General features: G+C 70.9%; 14 protein-coding genes. 11 read left to right on the top strand and 3 right to left on the bottom strand.

All coding sequences use genetic code 11. The features are described 5' to 3' along the window. Window positions 1–93: 93 nt before the first annotated feature. From speB to ABEG18_RS26060, 8 genes are all read left to right on the top strand, one after another. Window positions 94–1,161, top strand: a complete 1,068-nt coding sequence (gene speB / locus ABEG18_RS26025; RefSeq protein WP_406858715.1) for an agmatinase — start codon at window positions 94–96, stop codon at window positions 1,159–1,161. A 107-nt stretch (window positions 1,162–1,268) separates the two neighbouring features. Then, entirely contained in the window at window positions 1,269–2,378 is a 1,110-nt protein-coding gene (locus ABEG18_RS26030; RefSeq protein ID WP_406855928.1) for an NADH:flavin oxidoreductase/NADH oxidase, read from the top strand. Window positions 2,379–2,546: 168 nt separating this feature from the next. After that, complete coding sequence (locus ABEG18_RS26035) at window positions 2,547–3,653, top strand: ABC transporter ATP-binding protein (RefSeq protein ID WP_406855929.1); 1,107 nt, start codon at window positions 2,547–2,549, stop codon at window positions 3,651–3,653. 25 nt (window positions 3,654–3,678) lie between these two features. Beyond that, the gene (locus tag ABEG18_RS26040; RefSeq protein ID WP_406855930.1) at window positions 3,679–4,824 is read left to right on the top strand and encodes an extracellular solute-binding protein; all 1,146 of its coding nucleotides are present in this window, start codon (window positions 3,679–3,681) and stop codon (window positions 4,822–4,824) included. 112 nt (window positions 4,825–4,936) lie between these two features. Then, complete coding sequence (locus tag ABEG18_RS26045) at window positions 4,937–5,767, top strand: ABC transporter permease (RefSeq protein WP_406855931.1); 831 nt, start codon at window positions 4,937–4,939, stop codon at window positions 5,765–5,767. After that, complete coding sequence (locus tag ABEG18_RS26050) at window positions 5,764–6,645, top strand: ABC transporter permease (RefSeq protein ID WP_406855932.1); 882 nt, start codon at window positions 5,764–5,766, stop codon at window positions 6,643–6,645. Before ABEG18_RS26045 ends, ABEG18_RS26050 begins: the two co-directional genes overlap by 4 nt. Window positions 6,646–6,746: 101 nt before the next feature. Continuing rightward, a complete protein-coding gene (locus ABEG18_RS26055) occupies window positions 6,747–7,847 on the top strand; it encodes a 2Fe-2S iron-sulfur cluster-binding protein (RefSeq protein WP_406855933.1) in 1,101 nt (366 codons plus the stop codon). Further along, complete coding sequence (locus tag ABEG18_RS26060; protein WP_406855934.1) at window positions 7,844–9,850, top strand: mechanosensitive ion channel family protein; 2,007 nt, start codon at window positions 7,844–7,846, stop codon at window positions 9,848–9,850. Before ABEG18_RS26055 ends, ABEG18_RS26060 begins: the two co-directional genes overlap by 4 nt. 4 nt (window positions 9,851–9,854) lie before the next feature. Here the strand turns inward: ABEG18_RS26060 and ABEG18_RS26065 are convergent, their stop codons facing one another. The 3 genes from ABEG18_RS26065 to ABEG18_RS26075 are packed head-to-tail and all read right to left on the bottom strand — an operon-like array spanning window position 9,855 to window position 16,551. Further along, window positions 9,855–10,730, bottom strand: coding sequence for a transglutaminase N-terminal domain-containing protein (locus tag ABEG18_RS26065; protein ID WP_406855935.1), 876 nt, complete (start codon window positions 10,728–10,730; stop codon window positions 9,855–9,857). Continuing rightward, a complete protein-coding gene (locus ABEG18_RS26070) occupies window positions 10,727–13,234 on the bottom strand; it encodes a circularly permuted type 2 ATP-grasp protein (RefSeq protein ID WP_406855936.1) in 2,508 nt (835 codons plus the stop codon). The genes ABEG18_RS26065 and ABEG18_RS26070 overlap by 4 nt, the downstream gene beginning before the upstream one ends. Continuing rightward, window positions 13,234–16,551 carry a DUF2126 domain-containing protein gene (locus tag ABEG18_RS26075; RefSeq protein WP_406855937.1) on the bottom strand — a complete coding sequence of 1,106 codons (3,318 nt, stop codon included), beginning with the start codon at window positions 16,549–16,551 and terminating at the stop codon, window positions 13,234–13,236. Before ABEG18_RS26075 ends, ABEG18_RS26070 begins: the two co-directional genes overlap by 1 nt. Before the next feature lie 221 nt (window positions 16,552–16,772). On the opposite strand from ABEG18_RS26075, the gene fumC reads away from it, so the two are divergent. The 3 genes from fumC to ABEG18_RS26090 all read left to right on the top strand — a co-directional run bounded on the left by fumC (window position 16,773) and on the right by ABEG18_RS26090 (window position 20,314). Then, window positions 16,773–18,164 (top strand): class II fumarate hydratase, encoded by a 1,392-nt coding sequence (fumC, locus tag ABEG18_RS26080; protein WP_406855938.1) that lies wholly within the window; start codon window positions 16,773–16,775, stop codon window positions 18,162–18,164. A gap of 103 nt (window positions 18,165–18,267) precedes the next feature. Further along, window positions 18,268–19,200, top strand: coding sequence for a dihydrodipicolinate synthase family protein (locus tag ABEG18_RS26085; protein ID WP_406855939.1), 933 nt, complete (start codon window positions 18,268–18,270; stop codon window positions 19,198–19,200). 13 nt (window positions 19,201–19,213) lie between these two features. Then, on the top strand, window positions 19,214–20,314 hold the full coding sequence (locus ABEG18_RS26090; protein WP_406855940.1) for an NAD(P)/FAD-dependent oxidoreductase: 1,101 nt from the start codon (window positions 19,214–19,216) through the stop codon (window positions 20,312–20,314). Window positions 20,315–20,319 lie beyond the last annotated feature (5 nt).

A 20,319-nucleotide genomic window follows, 5' to 3' on the forward strand; every position in this document is an offset into this window, starting at 1 on the left:
GTCATCGTCCTCGCCGCGGCCTTGCGCGCGCGCCGCCATTCCTACAGGCTTCGCCCACCGGGTCCAGCCTGTGGGACGCCGCGTGAGGACTGCATCGTGGATGACGAGAAGCTGAAGGCGTTGCGCGAGAAGTTCGGTTCGGCGCACGGATCGGACATCTTCGATCCCGAATTCGCCAAGGTGGCCGCCAGCCAGTTCCAGGGCGACAAGCGCAAATGGCCCTTCGCCGACCCGGCGACCTTCATGGGCGCGCCCTTCCGCCCGGAGGCCGCCGAGCAGAATTTCGCCGACCTCGACGTCGCCGTCGTGGGCGTGCCGATGGACCTGGGCGTCACCAACCGGGCCGGCGCCCGCCTGGGCCCGCGCGCCGTGCGGTCGATCGAGCGGATCGGGCCTTTCGAGCACGTCCTGCGCCGCACGCCCCTGTCGACCCTGCGGGTCGCCGATGTGGGCGACGTGCCCTTCCGCAGCCGCTACAGCCTGGAAAGCTGCCACGAGGACATCGAGGCCTATTACACCCGCATCGTCGACGCCGGCGTGATCCCGCTCTCGGTGGGCGGCGACCACTCCATCAGCATGTCGATCCTGAAGGCCGTCGGGCGCAAACGCCCGGTCGGCATGGTGCATATCGACGCCCATGCGGATACGTCCGGCCCCTATGAGGGCTCCAAGTTCCACCATGGCGGGCCGTTCCGTCAGGCGGTGCTGGACGGGGTGCTGGATCCCGATCGGGTGATCCAGATCGGCATCCGCGGCGGGGCCGAATATCTGTGGGAGTTCTCCACCGCGTCGGGGATGACCATGATCCACGCCGAGGAGTTCGCAGCGATGGGCGCCGAGGCCGCCATCGCCCGGGCCCGCGAGGTGGTGGGCGACGGCCCGACCTATGTGTCCTTCGACGTCGACAGCCTCGACCCCGCCTTCGCGCCCGGCACCGGGACGCCCGAGGTCGGCGGCCTTACCCCGCGCGAGGCGCTCCAGGTCCTGCGCGGCCTCAAGGGCCTCGACATCGTCGGCGGCGACGTCGTCGAGGTCGCGCCGCAATATGACGCCACCAGCAACACCGCCCACGCGGGCGCGCAGGTGCTGTTCACGATCCTGTCGCTGATCGACATCGCCCATGAGGCGCGCTCCCGGACGGAACGCGGCGTCTGGGTTTGAGCCATGCGGCCTTGAGCGTTGCAGCCATGCGCGTCCCGGGACTTCCCGGAGAGCGCCGGCGACCTATTCTTTCGGCTTCCCCCCGTCCTTGAACCGGGTTTCCCAGCATGTCCCTGCTCTTTTCTCCCTTGCGCCTCGGCTCGGTCGAAACGCCGAACCGCATCGTCGTGGCGCCGATGTGCCAGTACACCGCCGACGACGGATCGGCGACCGACTGGCACATCCAGCACTGGATGAATCTCGCGATGTCCGGCGCGGGCCTCGTCACCATCGAGGCGACCGCCATCGAGCGGCACGGCCGCATCAGCCACGGCGATCTCGGCCTCTACTCCGACGCCAACGAACGCGCCATGGGGCGCGCTCTGGCGGCGGCGCGGGCCGTGGCCCTGCCGGGCACGAAGTTCAGCATCCAGCTCGCGCATGCCGGCCGCAAGGCCTCCGTCCAGCGCCCGTGGGAAGGCGGCGGGCCGCTGAAGCCGGACCAGGATCCCTGGCAGACCGTGGGGCCGTCCGCCATTCCCTTCGCCGAGGGCTGGCACGTGCCGAAGGCCGCGGACGCCCATGACCTCGACCGCATCGAGGCGGGCTTCGTCCAGGCCGCCCGGCGGGCGGTGCGGCTCGGCTTCGACGCCATTGAGCTGCACGGGGCCCATGGCTACCTGCTGCACGAGTTCCAGTCCCCCATCTCCAACACCCGCACCGACGAGTGGGGCGGCTCGCCCGAGAAGCGCCGCGCCTTCATCCACCGCGTCGCCCGCGCCGTGAAGGCCGCCATCCCGGACACGGTCGCGCTCGGCGCCCGCATCACCGGCTCCGACTGGACCGACGGCGGGCTCACGATCGACGACGCGGTGGCGCTGGCCTCCGAGATGAAGGACGCCGGCCTGGTGTTCGCCTGCGTGTCGTCGGGCGGCAACGTGTCGACCGCACGGATTCCGGTCGGGCCCGGCTATCAGGTCCACTTCGCCGAGGAGGTCCGGCGGCGCACCGGCATCGTGACCCGCGCGGTGGGCATGATCGCCGCCCCGCAGCAGGCCGAGGACATCCTCCAGAGCGGCGCGGCGGATCAGGTCGCGCTCGCCCGCGCCTTCCTGGACAATCCGCGCTGGGGCTGGCACGCGGCCGACGCGCTCGGCTTCGACCTGCCCCGGCCTCCGCAATACGCCAGGGCGGCCACCAAGGTGTGGCCGGGCGCGCAGCTCGCCCGTCCGAGCTGATTCCGGCGCTCTTTCCGCGCTGTTTGGTCCTCTCCTCGCCCGAGGAGGGGACTTTTCATTTGTAATCCCGCTTTCCGGGGACTCACCCCCTAGCCAACGCTTCGTTTTGTCGCTTCACTGTCTTTTGCAACCAATAAGCGTCTCCGGCGTCAGCCCAAGGAGAGCGTCATGGGAGGAGACGGTCGGCCGGCGATCGAAGTCGAGCGCCTGACCGCGGGATATGGGTCGACGAAGATCCTTCATGGGGTCGACCTGACGGCTGCGCCCGGCGAGTTCATCGCCATTCTGGGCTCGTCCGGCTGTGGCAAGACCACCCTGCTGCGCACCATCGCGGGCTTCCAGAAGGCGTTCTCGGGATCCATCCGTCTGTTCGGCAAGGACGTCGCGGGGCTGCCGCCCGAGAAGCGCGGCGTCGCCATGGTGTTCCAGTCCTACGCGCTGTGGCCGCACATGACGGTGCTGGGCAATATGGGCTACGGCCTGCGCCTGCGCGGCGTGGAGCGCGGCGAGATCCGCCGCCGGGTCGGCGACCTCCTCGCCATGCTGAACCTCTCCGGGCTGGAGGACCGCAAGGTCACGGATCTTTCGGGCGGACAGCGCCAGCGCGTGGCGCTCGGCCGGGCGCTGGCGATCGAGCCGTCCCTGCTGCTGCTCGACGAGCCGCTCTCCAACCTGGACGCCAAGGTGCGCCTGCAGCTGCGCTACGAGATCAAGGCGCTGCAGAACCGCCTCGGCTTCGCCGCGATCCACGTCACGCATGACCGCGAGGAGGCCATGACGATGGCGGACCGCGTCGTCATCATGGACCAGGGCCGCATCGCCCAGATGGGCACGCCGGAGGAGGTGTATGACCGCCCGGCCTCGCCCTTCGTGGCCACGTTCCTGGGGGCCGAGAACCGGATCGAGTTCGACGTGCTGCCCCAGACGGGCGGCGGCGTGGGGCTGCAGGCGGTCGGAATGGCCCGCCCCGCGCCTTGGTCGGGCGAGCACGGCGCCGCCCCGGCGGCCGGCGCGGTGACGGCGTTCTTCCGCGAGGAGGCCGCCAGCCTCACGGCCGCGGACGCGACGCCCGGCCAAGACTGCCCGGCTGCCGCCATCGTGCTCCCCGGCGTGGTGGCGACGCGCGCCTATCCGGGCGGCCACTACCGCTATGGCGTGGACGCCGGCGGGCGTCACCTGAGCGTCAAGGACGCCGGCTACCACGAACTCGGCGCGCCCGTCGGCGTCTGCCTTCCGCTCTCCCGACTTCACATTTTCCCGGCGGCCACGCAGTAGCCCGGGCATCCCAGGAGGACACACGATGCGCTACGCCCTGATCCCAGCCCTGTCGGCCTTCGCCGTCTCGGCCGCGTTGGCCGCGCCTGCGTCCGCGCAGACCCTGAACGTCGCCAGCGCCGGCGACCAGAACATGGTCGACTACATCAAGGACTATCTCGGCCCGAAATTCGAGAAGTCCCACCCGGGCGTGAAGGTGGTCGCGGTCGGCACCGGCCCGGGCGACAGCGGCTCGCAGAAGATCTTCGAGAAGCTCAGCGCCCAGAAGGCCGCCAACGCGCCGGCCTGGGACTTCGACGTGGTGGTGATCCACCAGAAGATGGCCGGCGACATGGCCAAGGACGCCCTGCTGATGAAGTACCGGAGCGACATCAACACCGGCTCGCTGGTCACCCGCGACACGGCGAACAACTCGCTGGGCGCGGACGTGTCCGGCTACGTCATGCCGATGTTCCACTCGCAGACCGCGATCGCCTACAACGCCGACATGGTCAAGGACGTGCCGAACAGCTACCCGGAGCTGGCCGCCTGGGCCAAGCAGCATCCCAAGCAGTTCGGCTATAACGGCATCAAGGGCGGCATGTCCGGCGTCGCCTTCGTGGCGGGCTGGGTCTACGCCTTCGGGCAGGACAGCGACAAGCTGATGAAGGGCCCCTACGACGCGGCCGCCAAGACCGGATGGGACAAGGCGCTCGCCGATCTGAAGGACTTCAACAAGAACGTCGTGATCACGCCCGGCAACGCCGGCACGCTGGACATGCTCAACCGCGGCGAGATCGCCATGGGCCCGGTCTGGGTCGACATGTTCTACACCTGGCAGAACGACGGCAAGCTGCCGCCGAACATGAAGCTGAAGCTCGTCGCCCCCGGCATGCCCGGCCAGCCGATGTACTACGCGGTGCCCGCCAAGGCCGCGCAGGCCAAGCTCGCCGAGGAGTTCATCGCGCTGGCGACCAGCCCGGAGGTTCAGGCAGAAGGCATCGTGAAGAAGTTCAACTGGTATCCGGGCATCGACGCGCAGCATCTCGAGGGCAAGCTCGACAAGGCCGATTGGCAGAAGCTCTTCACCGACATCACGCCGGCCGACCTCGCCAGCAAGGGCAAGCCCTTCCCGATCGCGCCCTATTTCAACGACATCCTCGAAAGCTACGAGAAGAAGGTCGCGAACTGAGCCATCGGCTGGCTTCGCCCGTCGTGGCGGATAGCGCGGCGACGACAGGGGCGCTCCCCTTCTCCCCCCGGGAGAAGGGAGGCGCGCTGCAAGCCCCATGGCTGCGAGCTCCATGACCGAATCCCGCCTTCTCGCCCTTGGACTCGTCGCCCCGGCGCTCGCGCTAGTGGCGGCGCTGTTTCTGTATCCGCTGGGGTTCTCGCTCGTCGCCGCCTTCACCAAGGACGGCGCGCTCAGCCTCGCCCACTTCGCCAAGGCGTTCGACCTCTACTCGGTCGATATCCTGTTCACCGTGTTCATCGTGCTGCTGTCGGGCGTGCTGACCGCGCTGGCCGCGGTCGCCATCGCCGGCGTGCTGACCCTGGGCGAGACGCCCTGGGTGGTGTCGATCCTGCGGGCGCTCTACCGCTGGCCGCTGTTCATCCCCTTCATCGTGGCGGGCCAGTGCATGCGCACCTTCCTGGCCAAGAACGGGCTGATGAACAACACGCTGGTCGAGCTCGGCGTGCTCGACGCGACCCAGACCGCGAGCCTGCTCGACTGGCGCGGCATCGTCATCACCTTCGTGTGGAAGCAGGCGCCCTTCGTCACGCTGCTGCTCGCCGGCGCGATGGCGTCGCTCGACCGGGCCACGATCGAGGCCGGGCGCAACCTCGGCGCGTCGCGCCTGCGGGTGCTCGTGGAGATCATCCTGCCCCAGGTCCTCCCCACCCTGATGGTGGCCCTGGTGCTCTCCTTCGTCACCACCATGTCGGTCCTGTCCGTGCCCATGATGGTGTCGGGCTCCCAGCCCACCATGGTGACGGTCGACATGGCCTTCAGGATCAACGCCTATGGGGATTACCCGGTGGCGAACGCGCTGGGGGTGATCTCCTACGCCATCACCGGGCTGGCGGCCTGGTTCTACCTGCGGCGCTCCGTGCGCAAGGACGCGCCCGCATGACCGCCCAGGACCTGAGAGGCCTTCGCGAGCCGGCGCTTGCGGGCCACGCCCCGGCGGCCGGCCTGGCGCGCTGGCGCGCCGCGGCCGGCGCCCTGCTGAAAGCCGCCGCGCTGGCCGCCTTCGCGTTCTGGCTCGCCGGCCCGCTCGTGAACCTCGCGCTGTGGTCCGTCGCGGAGCGCTGGTACACGCCCTACAAGCTGCCCGTCACCTATGGGACGCGGTATTGGGAGGTGGTGTTCCGCCCCACGGGCGACGCCATGGCGTCGCTGGGGACCAGCGTCAGCATCGCGCTCGCCGTCGTGGTGGTCGCGCTGGCGATCTCGGTGCCGGCCGGCTATGCGCTGGCGCGGCTGCGGCTGCCGTTCCGCACCGCGATCATGATCGCCTTCCTGCTGCCGCAGGCCTTCCCGTCGGTGGCGATCTACATCAACGTCGCCCGGATCTTCTACTCGGTCGGCCTCGCCGGCACGGTGACGGGCGTCGTGCTCGTCCACGCCGCGCACGCGCTCGTCTACTCCGTCTGGATCGCCTCGGCCGCCTTCGCGGCCGTAGACCGCGACCTGGAGCTGGCGGCGCGCAACATGGGGGCCGGGCCGATGCGCAGCTTCGTCACCGTGACGCTGCCGTTGGCCGCGCCCGGCATCATCGCCAGCGCCATCTTCGTCTTCCTGGAATCGCTGGACGAGTTCACCGGCACCTTCTTCGTCGGCGTGCCGCAGGTCACCACGCTGCCGCTGCTGCTCTACAACGCCAGCATGGGCGGCAACTACCAGATCGCCTCCATCACGGCGCTAATCCTGCTCGTCCCGTCGGTGCTGTTCATGCTGGTCATCGAGCGCTTCCTGAAGGCGGACGTGCTCAGCAAGGTCGGCCAATAAGGCCGATCGCGATGCGCCTCACCGGGATGTGTCGCTCCGCGGCTCGACAAGCGTGAGCGCTGCACGCATGCTCCGCCGACACGCGTGGAACCACAGTCCTGATGCCGGCATCCCTGATCGTGAGAACCAGCCGCCTCGTGAGCGGCCTCGTGCTGATGCTGTTCGTGACGGGGCACCTGACCAATCTGGCGCTCGGCCTCGTCTCCATCGACGCCATGGAGGCCGGGCGAGCCTGGCTCGCCGCCCCGTGGCAGACCAGGCTGGGCGAGCCGCTGCTGGCGGCGGCCGGGATCGTGCACGTCGCCACGAGCTTCGCCTCCATCGCGGCCCGGCGCAGCGCCGCGTTCCGGCGCACCGACTGGGTGCAGGTGGTGCTGGGGCTCGCGGTGATCCCGCTCTTGGCCGGGCACGTCGTCGTCGCCCGGGTGAGCTGGTCATTGATCCCGACGCTGGAGATCAGCTACCCGGTGATCCTGGCCGGCTTCTGGGTGCTGACGCCCGTCAACGCCTTCCAGCAGCTCTTCGTCGTGCTGGTCGTCTGGGTCCACGCCGCCATCGGGCTGCACATGTGGCTGGTGGCCGGTTCGAGGCGCCGGGCGGACCGGCTCGTCACCCCGCTCCTCTTCGGGCTGCCCATCGCGGCGCTGCTCGGCTTCGCGCAGGCCGGCAAGGAGATCGTCGCCCGCATGGCGCAGGACGCGCCGTTCCGGACCGCCGTCGAGCAGGCCTGGAGCATGCTCAACGCCAACTTCCCGATGCTCATGGGCGTGAACGCCGCAATCCAGCGCGTCTACATGGTCATCGCCCTGGGCGCGCTCGCCACCATGCTGGCCCGCATCCTGCGGGCCCGCGGCTCGACCGTGCGGGTGGACTATGGCGACGACCTGACCGGCGTGGGCCGCGCCGGACTCTCCATCCTGGAGATCAGCCGTCTGAGCGACGTCCCGCATGCGAGCCTGTGCTCCGGGCGGGGACGCTGCGGGACCTGCAGGGTCCGGGTGATCGCCGGGGCGGAGAATCTCAGCCCCGCGGACGCCATCGAGGCGCGCGTGCTGCATGGCACCGGTCCGGATGTCCGGCTCGCCTGCCGGGCGAGGCTGATGGCCGGGGAGGCGGCGGTGACCCGCCTCGTCCGGCCGGACGCCGACGTGGCCGTCCCGCACAGGCCGGCGCATCCGCCGCTGGCGGAGCTCTCGGCATGAGGCGCGCCGGAACGGCTGCGGCGCTGGCGGCCTGGGCGGGCCTGAACGCGCCCGCATGGGCCGGGGCGGGCGCGTCCACCGCCATGATGGATCGCGGCCTGCTCGCCATCCTGTTTCCGCTGCTCGAAACCGCCCAGGGGCGCCTCGCCGAGAGCGTCCGCCATGCGGCGCTGGCGCGAGCCGACGCGCGCCGGCTCGTCGCGGAGTGGAGCGCCGCGCTGCAGACCGGGGAGGGCGTTCGCTCCTTCACGTTCGGGCTGGTGATCTTCATCATCGCGGGCGGGCTGGAGTGGATGTTCTGGACCTATGCGGTCCCGGCGCTGCGGGACGCCGAGGCGTCCGCGCCCGGCCCCCGCGCGGCCGCCCTCAAGCTGGCGCTACGCACGACCGCGCTCAGGCTGGCGGGCGCGCTCATCTTCGGGCTCGCGCTGATGGCCGCCTCCGCCGCCTTCGCGTGGCCCCCGGGCGTGCAGGACGCGGTCGTCACCATCGCGGTGATGGTCACCGCCGTGCGGGTGGTCAGGGCCGTGGCGTTCGGCGTGCTCCAGCCCGGCGCGCCGCGCCTGAGGCTCGTCAACATGGGCTCGCGGCGGGCCAGGCGGGCGACGCTGGCCGTCACCGCCATCGCGGCGCTGCTCTCGGCCGCATTCTTCGCGCCTGACCTCCTGGTCGAGCTATCGGACGCCGTGCATCTGGCGGCGTCGATCCAGATCGCCGGCGTGGTCCTGGCGTCCGCGCTGGTCTATGCGGCGGCCCACGCCTCCGAGAAGCGTCGGCCCGCTCCTCCGCCCGGCAGCGCGCGGCGGCGGCTCCACGCCGTCCCGCGCACCTTCTGGGCGGTCCTCTGGCTCGGCCTGTTCGGCCTGCTCTGGGCCGGAAACGCCCAGGCGCCCGCCGCCACGCTCCTAATCCTGACCCTCACGGCGGCCGCCGAATCCGTCGCGCGCCGCTGCGTGCTGTTCGTCTTCGACGCGCTCGAAGCCGGGACGCCGTCCGATCCGGACGAAGCCGCGCCGACCCGATCGCCGGTCCTGCGGGACCTGACCCTGCGCTTCGCCCGCTTCGTCATCGCGGTCGCGGGCCTGGGCGCCTGCGCCTGGGTGTGGGGCGCGCCTCTGTTCTCCATGGACGCGGCCGGCGGCGTCGGCGGGGTCTGGGCCTCCCGCATCCTGGGCGCGCTGGCGCTGGCGCTGTTGGCCGACATGGCGTGGGCTGCGACCTGCGGGGCGATCGACAGCAAGCTCGACCGCATCGCGGCCGTCGGGCGCGACCCCGAGACGGGCTCCCAAGCGCGCCTCGTGACGCTGCTGCCGCTGCTGCGCAAGGCGACGGGCGTGGCCATCGCCGTGCTGCTGGTCCTGTCGGTGCTCTCGGTGTTCGGGATCGAGATCACGCCCCTGCTGGCCGGCGCCGGGGTGGTGGGCATCGCGGTGGGCTTCGGGGCCCAGACCCTCGTTCGCGACATCCTCTCCGGCGTGTTCTATCTCGTGGAGGACGTGTTCCGCATCGGCGACTACATCGAGGGCGGCGGGTCGGCGAAGGGCACGGTGGAGCGGATCACGCTGCGCACCGTGGCGCTGCGCCACCAGAACGGGCCGCTGCACTTCGTTCCCTACGGGGTGCTCGGCTCGGTCAAGAACAACTCGCGCGACTGGGTGATCGACAAGTTCGAGATTCCGCTGCCGATCGACGTCGACAGCGAATTCGTGCGCAAGATGGTCAAGAAGATCGGCCAGGCGATGCTCGAGGAGCCCGCCTTCGCCGGCGTGATCGTGGAGCCCCTCAAGGCGAAGCTCTATCGCATCCAGCCGGGGGTGAAGATCTTCCGCTGCAAGGTGCAAACCCCTCCTGGGCGCCAGTTCGAGGTGCGCTCGGAGGCCTATCGCCGCATTGAATCCGCCCTGCGGGACGCCGGCGTCCGTTTCGCCGACTCCAATCCCGTGCTGGTGCAGGCTCCCATGGCGCCGGCGGCGGCCCCGGCGAGGGTCGTGCAGGACGCGTAGCGCGTCACAGCGGCACGACGTCCACTTCCACCGACAGGCGATGGCCCTGCGCCGACATCACGACGCCCGAGACCGGCGCGACGTCCGCATAGTCGCGCCCCACCGCGAGCACCACGTGGTCCTCCCCGGCCAGCACGGCGTTGGTCGGGTCGAAGCCGAGCCAGCCGACCCCGGACCCGCACCAGACGGAGGCCCAGGCGTGGGTGGCGTCCGCCCCCACCAGCCTCTCCGCGCCGGGGGGAGGAATGGTGCGCAGATAGCCGCTGACATAGAGCGCCGACAGGCCGAGCCCGCGCAGGGCGGCGATCATCAGATGGGCGAAGTCCTGGCACACGCCGCGGCGGGCCACGAGCACCTCGGCGACCGGCGTGGACACCTCGGTGGCCTTCGGGTCGTAGGCGAAGTCCTCGTAGATCCGCTCCATCAGCGCGCGGACCGCTTCGACGACCGGGCGGCCTCGCGGGAACGACGTTTCCCCATAGGCGGTGACATCGGCCGACACGGGAGCGAAGCGGGACGGGAAAAGCCCGTGCACCGGCGAGTCCGGCCCGAGGTCGGGGTGCTCCGCCGCGGCCTCGCGAACCCGCTCCCAGGACTCCGACATCATCGGCGCGAGCGCGGTCGGCGGATCGACCTCGATGCGCGACACCGCCCGCACGGTGAGCTCGTCATGCGGATCGGCGAAGGCGATGTTGGTGCTCCAATTGCCGAAAAAGTCGCGGTGCCGGTCCATCTCGACCGGCTTCGGGACGATGTGCAGCGCGTGCGACAGCACCCGCTGGCCGGGCCGGTCGGCCGGTTCGATGTTCAGCTGGCACCGGGCGAAGGAGACCCGCGACTCGTATTCGTAGATCGTCGTGTGGGTGACTTCGTAGATCACGCCCCCTCCTCCTCGGGATCGAGCGGGCTTTGCGAGAAGAAGCGGCTGGAGATCTCGGTCGAGAGCTCCATCAGGCGGTTCTCGATCGCCAGCACGTCGTCCATCTGGAGGTCGTCGACGTCGATGACGCGCAGCGACGTCGCGATCTGGAGAACGATCTTCTGCGGCAAGTCCAGCGCCGCATGGGTGGGCAGGTTGCTCAGCGCCGCCAGATGATCCTGGATGCGCGCCACCTGGAACGCGACCGCACGCGGATTGCCGTCGTCCAGGGCCACCAGATCGACCACCGGGAGCCGCAGGGCGCCCATCAGGTAGCGGGCCCGATAAGTGATCTGGCTGTCGGTGATCTCCAGCAGCGCATCGAGGCACGGCGCGGTGGCGCTCGCGTCGGCGAGGCGCCGGACGCACCGCCCGGTCAGCACGCCGCGCTCGATGCGCCGGCCGATCTCCAGGAAGCGCCAGCCCGAGAGGCGATTCATATTCTCCTGAACGAGGCCCGAAAACGCCGCCATGATCCGCAGCGACTGGTCGCAGAGGTCCAGCGCCTCCGCCTGGCTGACGGCCTCGCCGCCATGGGCGAACAGGGAGGCGAGGTCGGCGAGGGCCCGCACCGCGTCCGTCGAGAGGCGGTCGCGGATCACCGAGGCCGTGCGCCGCGCCTCGCCGAGCAGGCTCAGCGCCGACCCGGACCGCGCCTTGCTGCGCAGCGCGGCGTCGACGGCCAGCGGAGCGGCGCCTTTCTGGTGCGCCGGCAGGGGCCGCATCGCCCCCCAGGCGACCAGCAGCTCGGTGAGCCGCGTGACGGCTTCCCGGGCCGGGCCGGAGCTCTCCGTGCTCTCCACCAGCAGCCCCGCGAGGCAGCGCACCACGCGCACCGTCGCTTCGGCCCGCTCCAGGTAGCGACCCAGCCAGAACAGGTTTTCGGCGGCGCGGCTCGGCAGATAGCCGATCACCCGCTTGATGGCGACGCGGTCGGGGCTGGGCAAGAGGGTGACCTGCTCGACAGGCTCCTCCGACGTGATCCAGACATCCGCCGACCGGTCGCCCAACTGCATCGACAGGGCCCGGGCGTCCTGGGTCTCGGAGACGCGGCAGAACCCGCCCGGCATCACCTCCCACCCGTTCGCGGTGGACACCACATAGGCCCGCAGCGTGAAGGGGCGCGGCTCCAGCCGGCCGCCGCGCCAGACCGGCATGGTGGAGAGGCGCACCACCTCCTGCCCGACCACGTCGAAGCCGCGACGCTCCAGGATGGAGTCCAGCCTCGCCCGGTCCTCCCGGCCGAGATCGGCCCCCGGCACGGGCTCGGCCCCGAACGGCCAGTCCGCGACCCTGGCGTAGGCCGGCGCGATGGCGAGCGCATCGAGATGATTGCGCACATGCTCGCGCTCGGCCCGCTGGCCGCACCACCAGGTGGCCACGTTGGGCAGGCTGAGATCGCGCCCGAGGATCGTGCGGGCCAGCGACGGCAGGAAGCCCAGCAGCGCCCGGGTCTCCAGCACGCCCGCCCCCAACGGGTTGGCGAGCACGACTTTGCCGGCGCGCACGGCCTCGACGAGGCCGGGAAGGCCGATCCGCGAGGAGCCGGCGAGCTCGATGGGGTCGGCGAACTCCGCATCCAGGCGCCGCACCAGGACGTCGACGCGCTTCAGGCCCGCGATGGTGCGCACGAAGACGGACCCGTCCTGGACGGTGAGGTCGCCGCCCTCCACCAGCAGGAACCCCAGATAGCGCGACAGATAGGCGTGCTCGAAATAGGTCTCGTTCAGCGCCCCGGGCGTCAGCAGGCAGATGCGGGACGCCTCGCGTCCGGCCTGCTCGGCCAGCGCGCCGCGCCAGGTCTGGAAGAAGGGCGCCAGCCGGCGGACATTCATGGAGCCGTAGAGCTCGGGAGCGGCGCGCGACAGCGCGATCCGGTTCTCCAGCGCGTAGCCCATGCCGGAGGGCGCCTGGGCGCGGTCGCCCAGCACCCACCAGCGCCCGTCCGGCCCGCGGCCGAGATCGGCGGCGTAGACCTGCAGGCGCCGCCGGCCGCGGGTCGGCAAGCCCACCAGCGGGCGCAGGAAATCAGGGCTTCCGGCCACCAGGGCGGCCGGCAGCGAGCCGTCGGCCGCAAGCCGGCCGGGTCCGTAGACGTCGTCCAGCACCGCGTCGAGCAGTTCCGCCCGCTCCACCAGCCCGGCCGCGATCTTCGCCCATTCGGCGTCCGGAATGACGAGCGGCACATGGCTGAGCGGCCAGGAGCGCTCGCGGCTCTCGCCCGCGTCATAGACGCGGTAATAGACGCCGGAGTCTCGCTGGTGGCGGTCCGCCAGCGCGAAGGCCCGGTCCACTTCGGCCGGATCCCCCGACAAGCCCTCCAGCACCGGCGCCCAATGCGGCCGCAGCCGGCCGGCCTCGTCCACGAACTCGTCGCGGATGCCCGGCAGCGGCTTGTAGCCGTCCACCAGGACCGAGGCCCTGGCGCGGTCGTCGTCGCCGGCCGATCCGGTCGCCTGGATCATCAGGCCCATCCTGGCGGGCGGCGAAGGTCGAGCGTCATCGGGAACTCCGTCGACGGCTCGGCCCGCGGCGGGGCGACCGGGCCCGGCGTATGGCCGAACGCCTCGAACCGCGCGAGCCGGCGCGCCTCCGCCTCATACGCGTTGACCGGGAACGTGTCGTAGCTGCGGCCGCCCGGATGGGCGACGTGGTAGACGCAGCCGCCCAGCGAGCGGCCGTTCCAGGAATCGATGAGGTCGAAGGTCAGCGGCGCATGCACCGGGATGGTCGGATGCATGCCGGAGGCCGGCTTCCAGGCTTTGAACCGGACGCCCGCGACCGCCTCGCCGGGCGTTCCGGTGCTGGTCATCGGCACGCGCCGGCCGTTGCACGAGACAACGTGGCGGGCCGGGTTCATGCCCTCCACCTTCACCTGCAGGCGTTCGACCGACGAGTCCACGAAGCGCACGGTCCCGCCGATCGCGCCGGTCTCGCCCATGACGTGCCAGGGCTCCAGCGCCTGGCGGATCTCCATGTCGACGCCGCCGGCCTCGATGCGCCCGCAGAACGGGAAGCGGAACTCGCGCTGCGCCTCGAACCAGACCGGGTCGATGTCGTAGCCCGCCCGCCGGAGATCGGCCACGACCTCCAGGAAATCCCCCCAGAGCACGTGCGGCAGCATGAACCGGTCATGCAGGCCCGTGCCCCAGCGGGTGAGGTCGCCGCGCTGCGGCTCGCGCCAGAACCACGCCACGAGGGCCCGCAGCAGCAACTGCTGCGCCAGGCTCATGCGGGCGTCGGGCGGCATCTCGAAGGAGCGGAACTCCACCAGTCCGAGCCGGCCCGTGGGGCCGTCCGGGGAGAACAGCTTATCGATGCAGATCTCGGAGCGGTGCGTATTGCCGGTGACGTCGACCAGGAGGTTGCGGAACAGGCGGTCGACCAGCCAGGGCGGCGTCGGCGGTCCGCCCGGCTCGGAGACCATCCGCATCGCGATCTCGAGTTCGTAGAGCGAATCGTGCCGGGCCTCGTCGACGCGCGGCGCCTGGCTGGTCGGGCCGATGAACAGCCCGGAGAACAGGTAGGACAGCGCCGGGTGGCGCTGCCAGTACAGGACGAGGCTCTTGAGCAGGTCCGGCCGACGCAGGAACGGGCTGTCATGCGGCGTCGCGCCGCCGATCACCACATGGTTGCCGCCGCCGGTGCCGGCGTGGCGACCGTCGATCATGAACTTGTCGGTTCCGAGCCGGGCGAGTCGGCCCTCCTCGTACACGCCCTGGGTGATGTCGACCGCCTCGCGCCAGCTGGCGGCTGGCTGCACGTTCACCTCGATGACGCCGGGGTCGGGGGTGACCTTCAGCACGTTGATGCGGGGGTCCTGGGGCGGCGCGTATCCCTCGATGCGGACCTGCAGGCCGGTCGCCCGGGCCGTGTCCTCGACGGCGGCGATCAGTTCGAGATAGTCCTCCAGCCGCTCGACCGGCGGCATGAACACATACGGGATGCCGTCGCGCACCTCGAAGGCGACGGCGGTCCTGACCGCGCCCTCGACGGCGACCTGCTCGACGACGTCCTGGGTCGCCGCACCCTCGGCGGTCGGAGCGTGGATCTGCGGCTGCACATGCGCGGCGATGACGTCGGCCGGCGGCAGCGGCGGCCGGTCCTCGCCCGGGTCGGCCGGCACCACATACGGGTAGGAGGCCTTGGGGATATGCGGCAGCCCGCCGAGCGGCAGGCGGAACCCCACCGGTGAGTCGCCCGGCACCAGCAGCAGCTTGCCGCGCCGCAGCGTCCAGCGCTCGGTCTTCCAGCGCCGGTCGGCCGATTGGGCGTTCCAGGCCTGGATGGGGAGGGCCCAGCCGGTGGCGCGGCCCAGGCCGTGCTCGAAGACGCGCGCGATCCGCGCCCGCGCCTCCGGGTCGTCGAGCTTGGAGTCGAGCGGGTCGACGTTGTCGGGGAGTTCGGCCTCCTTCAGGATCCAGTGCGCCGGGTCCTCATAGGCCGGCACGGCGAACTCGGCGCCCACTCCGAGACGGTCCGCCACGCCCCGCGCGAGGCGCTCGGCGTCCTCCGCCACGAGGGGCTTCTCCGGCGTCTCCAGCGCCAGCAGGGACGGGTCGCGCCAGACCGGCTCGCCGTCCTTGCGCCAGTAGAGCGCGAAGGTCCAGCGCGGCAGGGATTCTCCCGGGTACCACTTGCCCTGCCCGTGATGCAGGAAGCCGCCCGGCGCGAAGCGCTCGCGCAGCCGGCGCACCAGCGCATCGGCTTTCTGGCGCTTGGTGGGCCCGACGGCGGCGGTGTTCCACTCGTCGGCCTCGTAGTCGTCCACGGAGACGAAGGTCGGCTCGCCGCCCATCGTGAGGCGCACGTCCTGCGCGACGAGGTCGCGGTCGACCTGCTCGCCCACGGCGTCCAGCGCCTTCCAGGCCTCGTCCGAGAAGGGCAGGGTGACGCGCGGCGCCTCCTCGACGCGGGTCACCTCCATGGCGAAGTCGAAGGTGACCTCGGCGAAGCCGACCATGCCGCTGATCGGCGCGGCCGAGCGGTAATGCGGGGTCGCCGCCAGGGGCAGGTGCCCCTCGCCGCAGAACAGACCCGAGGTCGGGTCGAGCCCGATCCAGCCCGCGCCGGGAATGTAGACCTCCGCCCAGGCGTGGAGGTCGGTGAAGTCGTGGTCGGTGCCGGCCGGCCCGTCCAGGGCCTTCAGGTCATGCTTGAGCTGGATGAGGTAGCCCGACACGAACCGCGCCGCGAGGCCGAGCCGCCGCAGCACCTGCACGAGCAGCCAGCTCGTGTCGCGGCACGAGCCGGACCGCAGCGCCAACGTCTCGTCCGGCGTATGGACGCCGGGCTCCATGCGGATCAGATACTGGATCTCCTGCTGGAGGCGCTGGTTCAGCCCCACCAGGAAGTCGACGATCGCGGTCGGCTGGCGCGGCACGGCCGCCACATAGGCGTCGAGCGCGGGGCCGTCCTCCTCGCTTTCCAGATAGGGCTTCAGCTCATGCGCGAGCTCGGCCGGATAGGCGAACGGGAAGGTCTGCGCGTAGTCCTCGACGAAGAAGTCGAACGGGTTGACCACGGCGAGCTCGGCCACCAAGTCGACCTCAATCTTCAGTTCGCGCGCCGGCTCCGGGAAGACGAACCGGCCCAGCCAGTTGCCGTGCGGATCCTGCTGCCAGTTGACGAAGTGGTTGGCCGGCGAAACCTTGAGCGAATAGCTCTTCACGGGGGTGCGGCAATGCGGGGCCGGGCGCAGGCGGATCACCTGCGGGCCGATCGCCACGTCCCGATCATAGACGTAGTGCGTGACGTGATGGAGCGCGGCGACGATGGACACGAGGCTCTTCCCGGTTCGCGACGGTGGAGAGCCGCCGTCGCGGCTCACGTTAGTCTCAAGGGGACCTGAGGCAAGGGCCGTGCCGCTCGGGAGGGCTGTCGTGCACAACGGATGGGCGCCGCCCGGGCCGGGCGCCGCGCCGCGCGCGCCGAAACCGTCTTTCGGCCGCCGCGTTTGCGCGAGACGCTGTGCGCCCGCGCGCCGCCCGCCAGGAGGATGACATGGCCGAAACCCGCATCGAAACCGACAGCTTCGGCCCCATCGAGGTGCCCGCCGCCCATTATTGGGGCGCGCAGACGCAGCGCTCCCGGCAGAATTTCGACATCGGCGTGGAGAAGATGCCGCCGCCCCTGATCGACGCCCTGGTGTTGGTCAAGAAAGCCGCGGCGCTGGTCAATCGCGATCTCGGCGAACTCGAGCCGAAGATCGCCGGCGCCATCGCTGCCGCGGCCGACGAGGCCCTGGCCGGTCGGATGGAGGGAGAGTTCCCGCTGGCGGTCTGGCAGACCGGCTCGGGCACGCAGACCAACATGAACGTCAACGAGGTCCTGGCCGGGCGCGCCAACGAGGCGCTCGCCGGAACTCGCGGCGGCAAGACGCCGGTCCATCCCAACGACCACGTCAACCGGGGGCAGTCCTCCAACGACACCTTCCCGACCGCCATGCATGTCGCGGCCGCGCGCGAGATCCACGGGCGGCTCCTCCCCGCGCTGGAGCGGCTGCAGGCGTCGCTCGACGCCAAGACCCGGGAGTTCGCCTCGATCGTCAAGATCGGCCGCACCCACACCCAGGACGCGACGCCGCTGACCCTCGGCCAGGAGTTTTCCGGCTACGCCGCGCAGGTCCGGCTCGGCCGCGAACGCATCGCGCGGGCCCTGCCCGATCTCTATCCGCTGGCCCAGGGCGGCACCGCGGTGGGAACGGGGCTGAACGCCCATCCGAAATTCGCCGAGGCCATCGCGGCGAAGATCGCGGAGCTGACCGGCCTGCCCTTCGCCAGCGCCCCGAACAAGTTCGAGGCGCTCGCCAGCAACGATGCGCTGGTCTACGTCCATGGCGCGCTGAACGCGCTGGCGGCGGGACTGTTCAAGGTCGCCAACGACATCCGCTTCCTGGGGTCCGGCCCGCGCTCGGGCCTGGGCGAGCTGATCCTGCCGGAGAACGAGCCCGGCTCCTCGATCATGCCCGGCAAGGTCAACCCGACCCAGTGCGAGGCCATGACGATGGTGTGCGCCCGCGTGTTCGGCAACCAGACCACCGTCACGGTGGCGGGCAGCCAGGGCCATTTCGAGCTCAACGTCTACAAGCCGGTGATCATCGACGCCGTGCTGCAATCCGTGCGGCTGCTGGCCGACGCCTGCGACAGCTTCCGACAGCATTGCGTGGACGGCGTCGCCGCGGACACCGCCCGCATCGACGACCTGATGCGCCGCTCCCTGATGCTGGTGACGGCCCTGGCGCCGAAGATCGGCTACGACGCCGCCGCCAAGGTGGCCAAGACCGCGCACCAGAACGGAACCACCCTCCGCGAGGAGGCGCTCCGGCTGGGGCTCGTGAACGAGCAAGAGTTCGACGAGCTGGTCCGGCCCGAAACCATGGTGGGCCGCTCCTGACGCGGCGCGCGAGGAGCCGCCCTGCGCTGGGCGGCCTTGCCGCGCCGCCGCGTGCGGCTTAGAGGCTGGGGCGCGCAAGACCAGGATCGGCCCGGAGAGCTCCATGTTCGGCATTCACGCCAAGGGCGTCTACCCCATCGCCCCGACCCCCTTCACGGATGACGGCGAGATCGACTTCGCGTCGACCGACCGCATGGTGGACTGGTACCGGGAGATCGGCGCCACCGGGATGACGATCCTGGGCATCATGGGCGAGGCGCCCAAGCTCGACCAGGCCGAGGCCCTGGCCTTCGCGACCCGGTGCATCCAACGGGCGCAGGGCCTTCCTGTGCTGGTCGGCGTCTCCGCCCCCGGCTTCGCCGCCATGCGGTCGCTGGCGCGCGCCGTCATGGACGCAGGCGCCGCAGGCGTCATGATCGCGCCGCCTCCCTCGCTGCGCACCGACGACCAGATCGTCGGCTACTACGCGCAGGCCGTCGAGGCGATCGGGACGGACATCCCGTTCTGCATCCAGGACTATCCGCTCACCCTGACGGTGGTGATGACGCCGAAGGTGATCCAGCGGATCATCACCGACAACCCGTCCTGCGTGATGCTGAAGCACGAGGACTGGCCCGGCCTGGAGAAGATCTCCACCCTGCGCCGGTTCGAGCAGGAGGGGACGCTGCGGCGGGTCTCCATCCTCACCGGCAATGGCGGCCTGTTCCTCGATTTCGAGATGGAGCGCGGCGTCGACGGCGCGATGACCGGCTACGCCTTCCCGGAGATGCTGGTCGACGTCGTCCGCCTCTCCGCGGCGGGCGAGCGCGACGCGGCGCACGACATGTTCGACGCGCATCTGCCGCTGGTGCGCTACGAGCAGCAGCCGGGCATCGGCCTCGCGGTGCGCAAATACATCCTGAAGCGGCGCGGCGTGCTGGCCTCCGACGCGCAGCGCAAGCCGGGCGCCGGGATCAGCGCGACCGCCAAGGGCGAGATCGAATATTTGCTGTCGCGGGTCGCCCGGCGCGATCCGCGCGCCGGCAAGCTGTCGTGAGCCCGCCGGCCCCATGAGCGACGTCGACGCCATCGTGGTCGGGGCCGGCGTGGTCGGCCTCGCGGTCGCGCGGGAGCTGGCGCTGTCCGGCCGCTCGGTGATCGTGCTGGAGCAGGCCGAGGGCGTCGGGACCGAGACCTCCTCGCGCAACAGCGAGGTGATCCACGCCGGGCTGTACTACCCGACCGGGAGCCTGAAGGCCCGCTTCTGCGTCGACGGCAAGGCGCTGCTCTACGCCTTCTGCGAGAGCCACCACGTCCCGCACCGGCGCTGCGGCAAGCTGGTCGTCGCCACCGACGAGGTGGAGCTCGCCGCCGTCGAGGCCATCCGGCGCAAGGGCGAGGCGAATGGCTGCGACGACCTGACGATGATCACGGCCGGGGCGGCGCTCGCCATGGAGCCCGCGCTGTCCTGCGTCGGGGCGCTCTGGTCGCCCTCCACGGGCATCATCGACAGCCACGCCTATATGCTGGCCCTGCAGGGCGACGCCGAGGAGGCGGGCGCCGCCTTCGCATTCCACACGCCGTTCCTGCGCGCGGACGCCACCGGCAACGCCATCGTGGTGGAGACCGGCGGGGCCGAGCCGATGCGGATCACGACGGGAGCGCTGGTCAATTGCGGCGGCCTGCATGCGTCCAGCGTGGCCGCGGCGACCGAGGGGCTTCGAACCGACCAGGTTCCCGAGACCCTCTACGCCAAGGGCAACTATTTCGTGCTGACCGGGCGCGCGCCCTTCAGCCGGCTCATCTATCCGGCGCCGCACACGCATGGGCTCGGCGTTCACCTCACCATCGACCTCGGCGGGCAGGCGCGGTTCGGGCCCGATGTCGAATGGGTCGACGCCATCTCCTACGAGGTCGACCCGGCCCGGGGCGAGGGCTTCGACGCCGCCATCCGGAAATACTGGCCCGGCCTGCCGGAGAACGCCTTGGCCCCGGGCTATTCGGGCATCCGGCCCAAGATCGCCGGCCCGCACGATGCGGCTCCGGATTTCCGCATCGACGGACCCGGCGAGCACGGGGTTCCCGGGCTGGTCAACCTGTACGGCATCGAAAGCCCCGGCCTGACCGCTTCGCTGGCGCTCGCCGCCGAGGTCGTCCGCAGGCTGGGCTGAGCGGG

It is taken from the genome of Alsobacter sp. KACC 23698 (assembly GCF_045348435.1).
Classification (GTDB): Bacteria; Pseudomonadota; Alphaproteobacteria; order Rhizobiales; family Beijerinckiaceae; genus Alsobacter.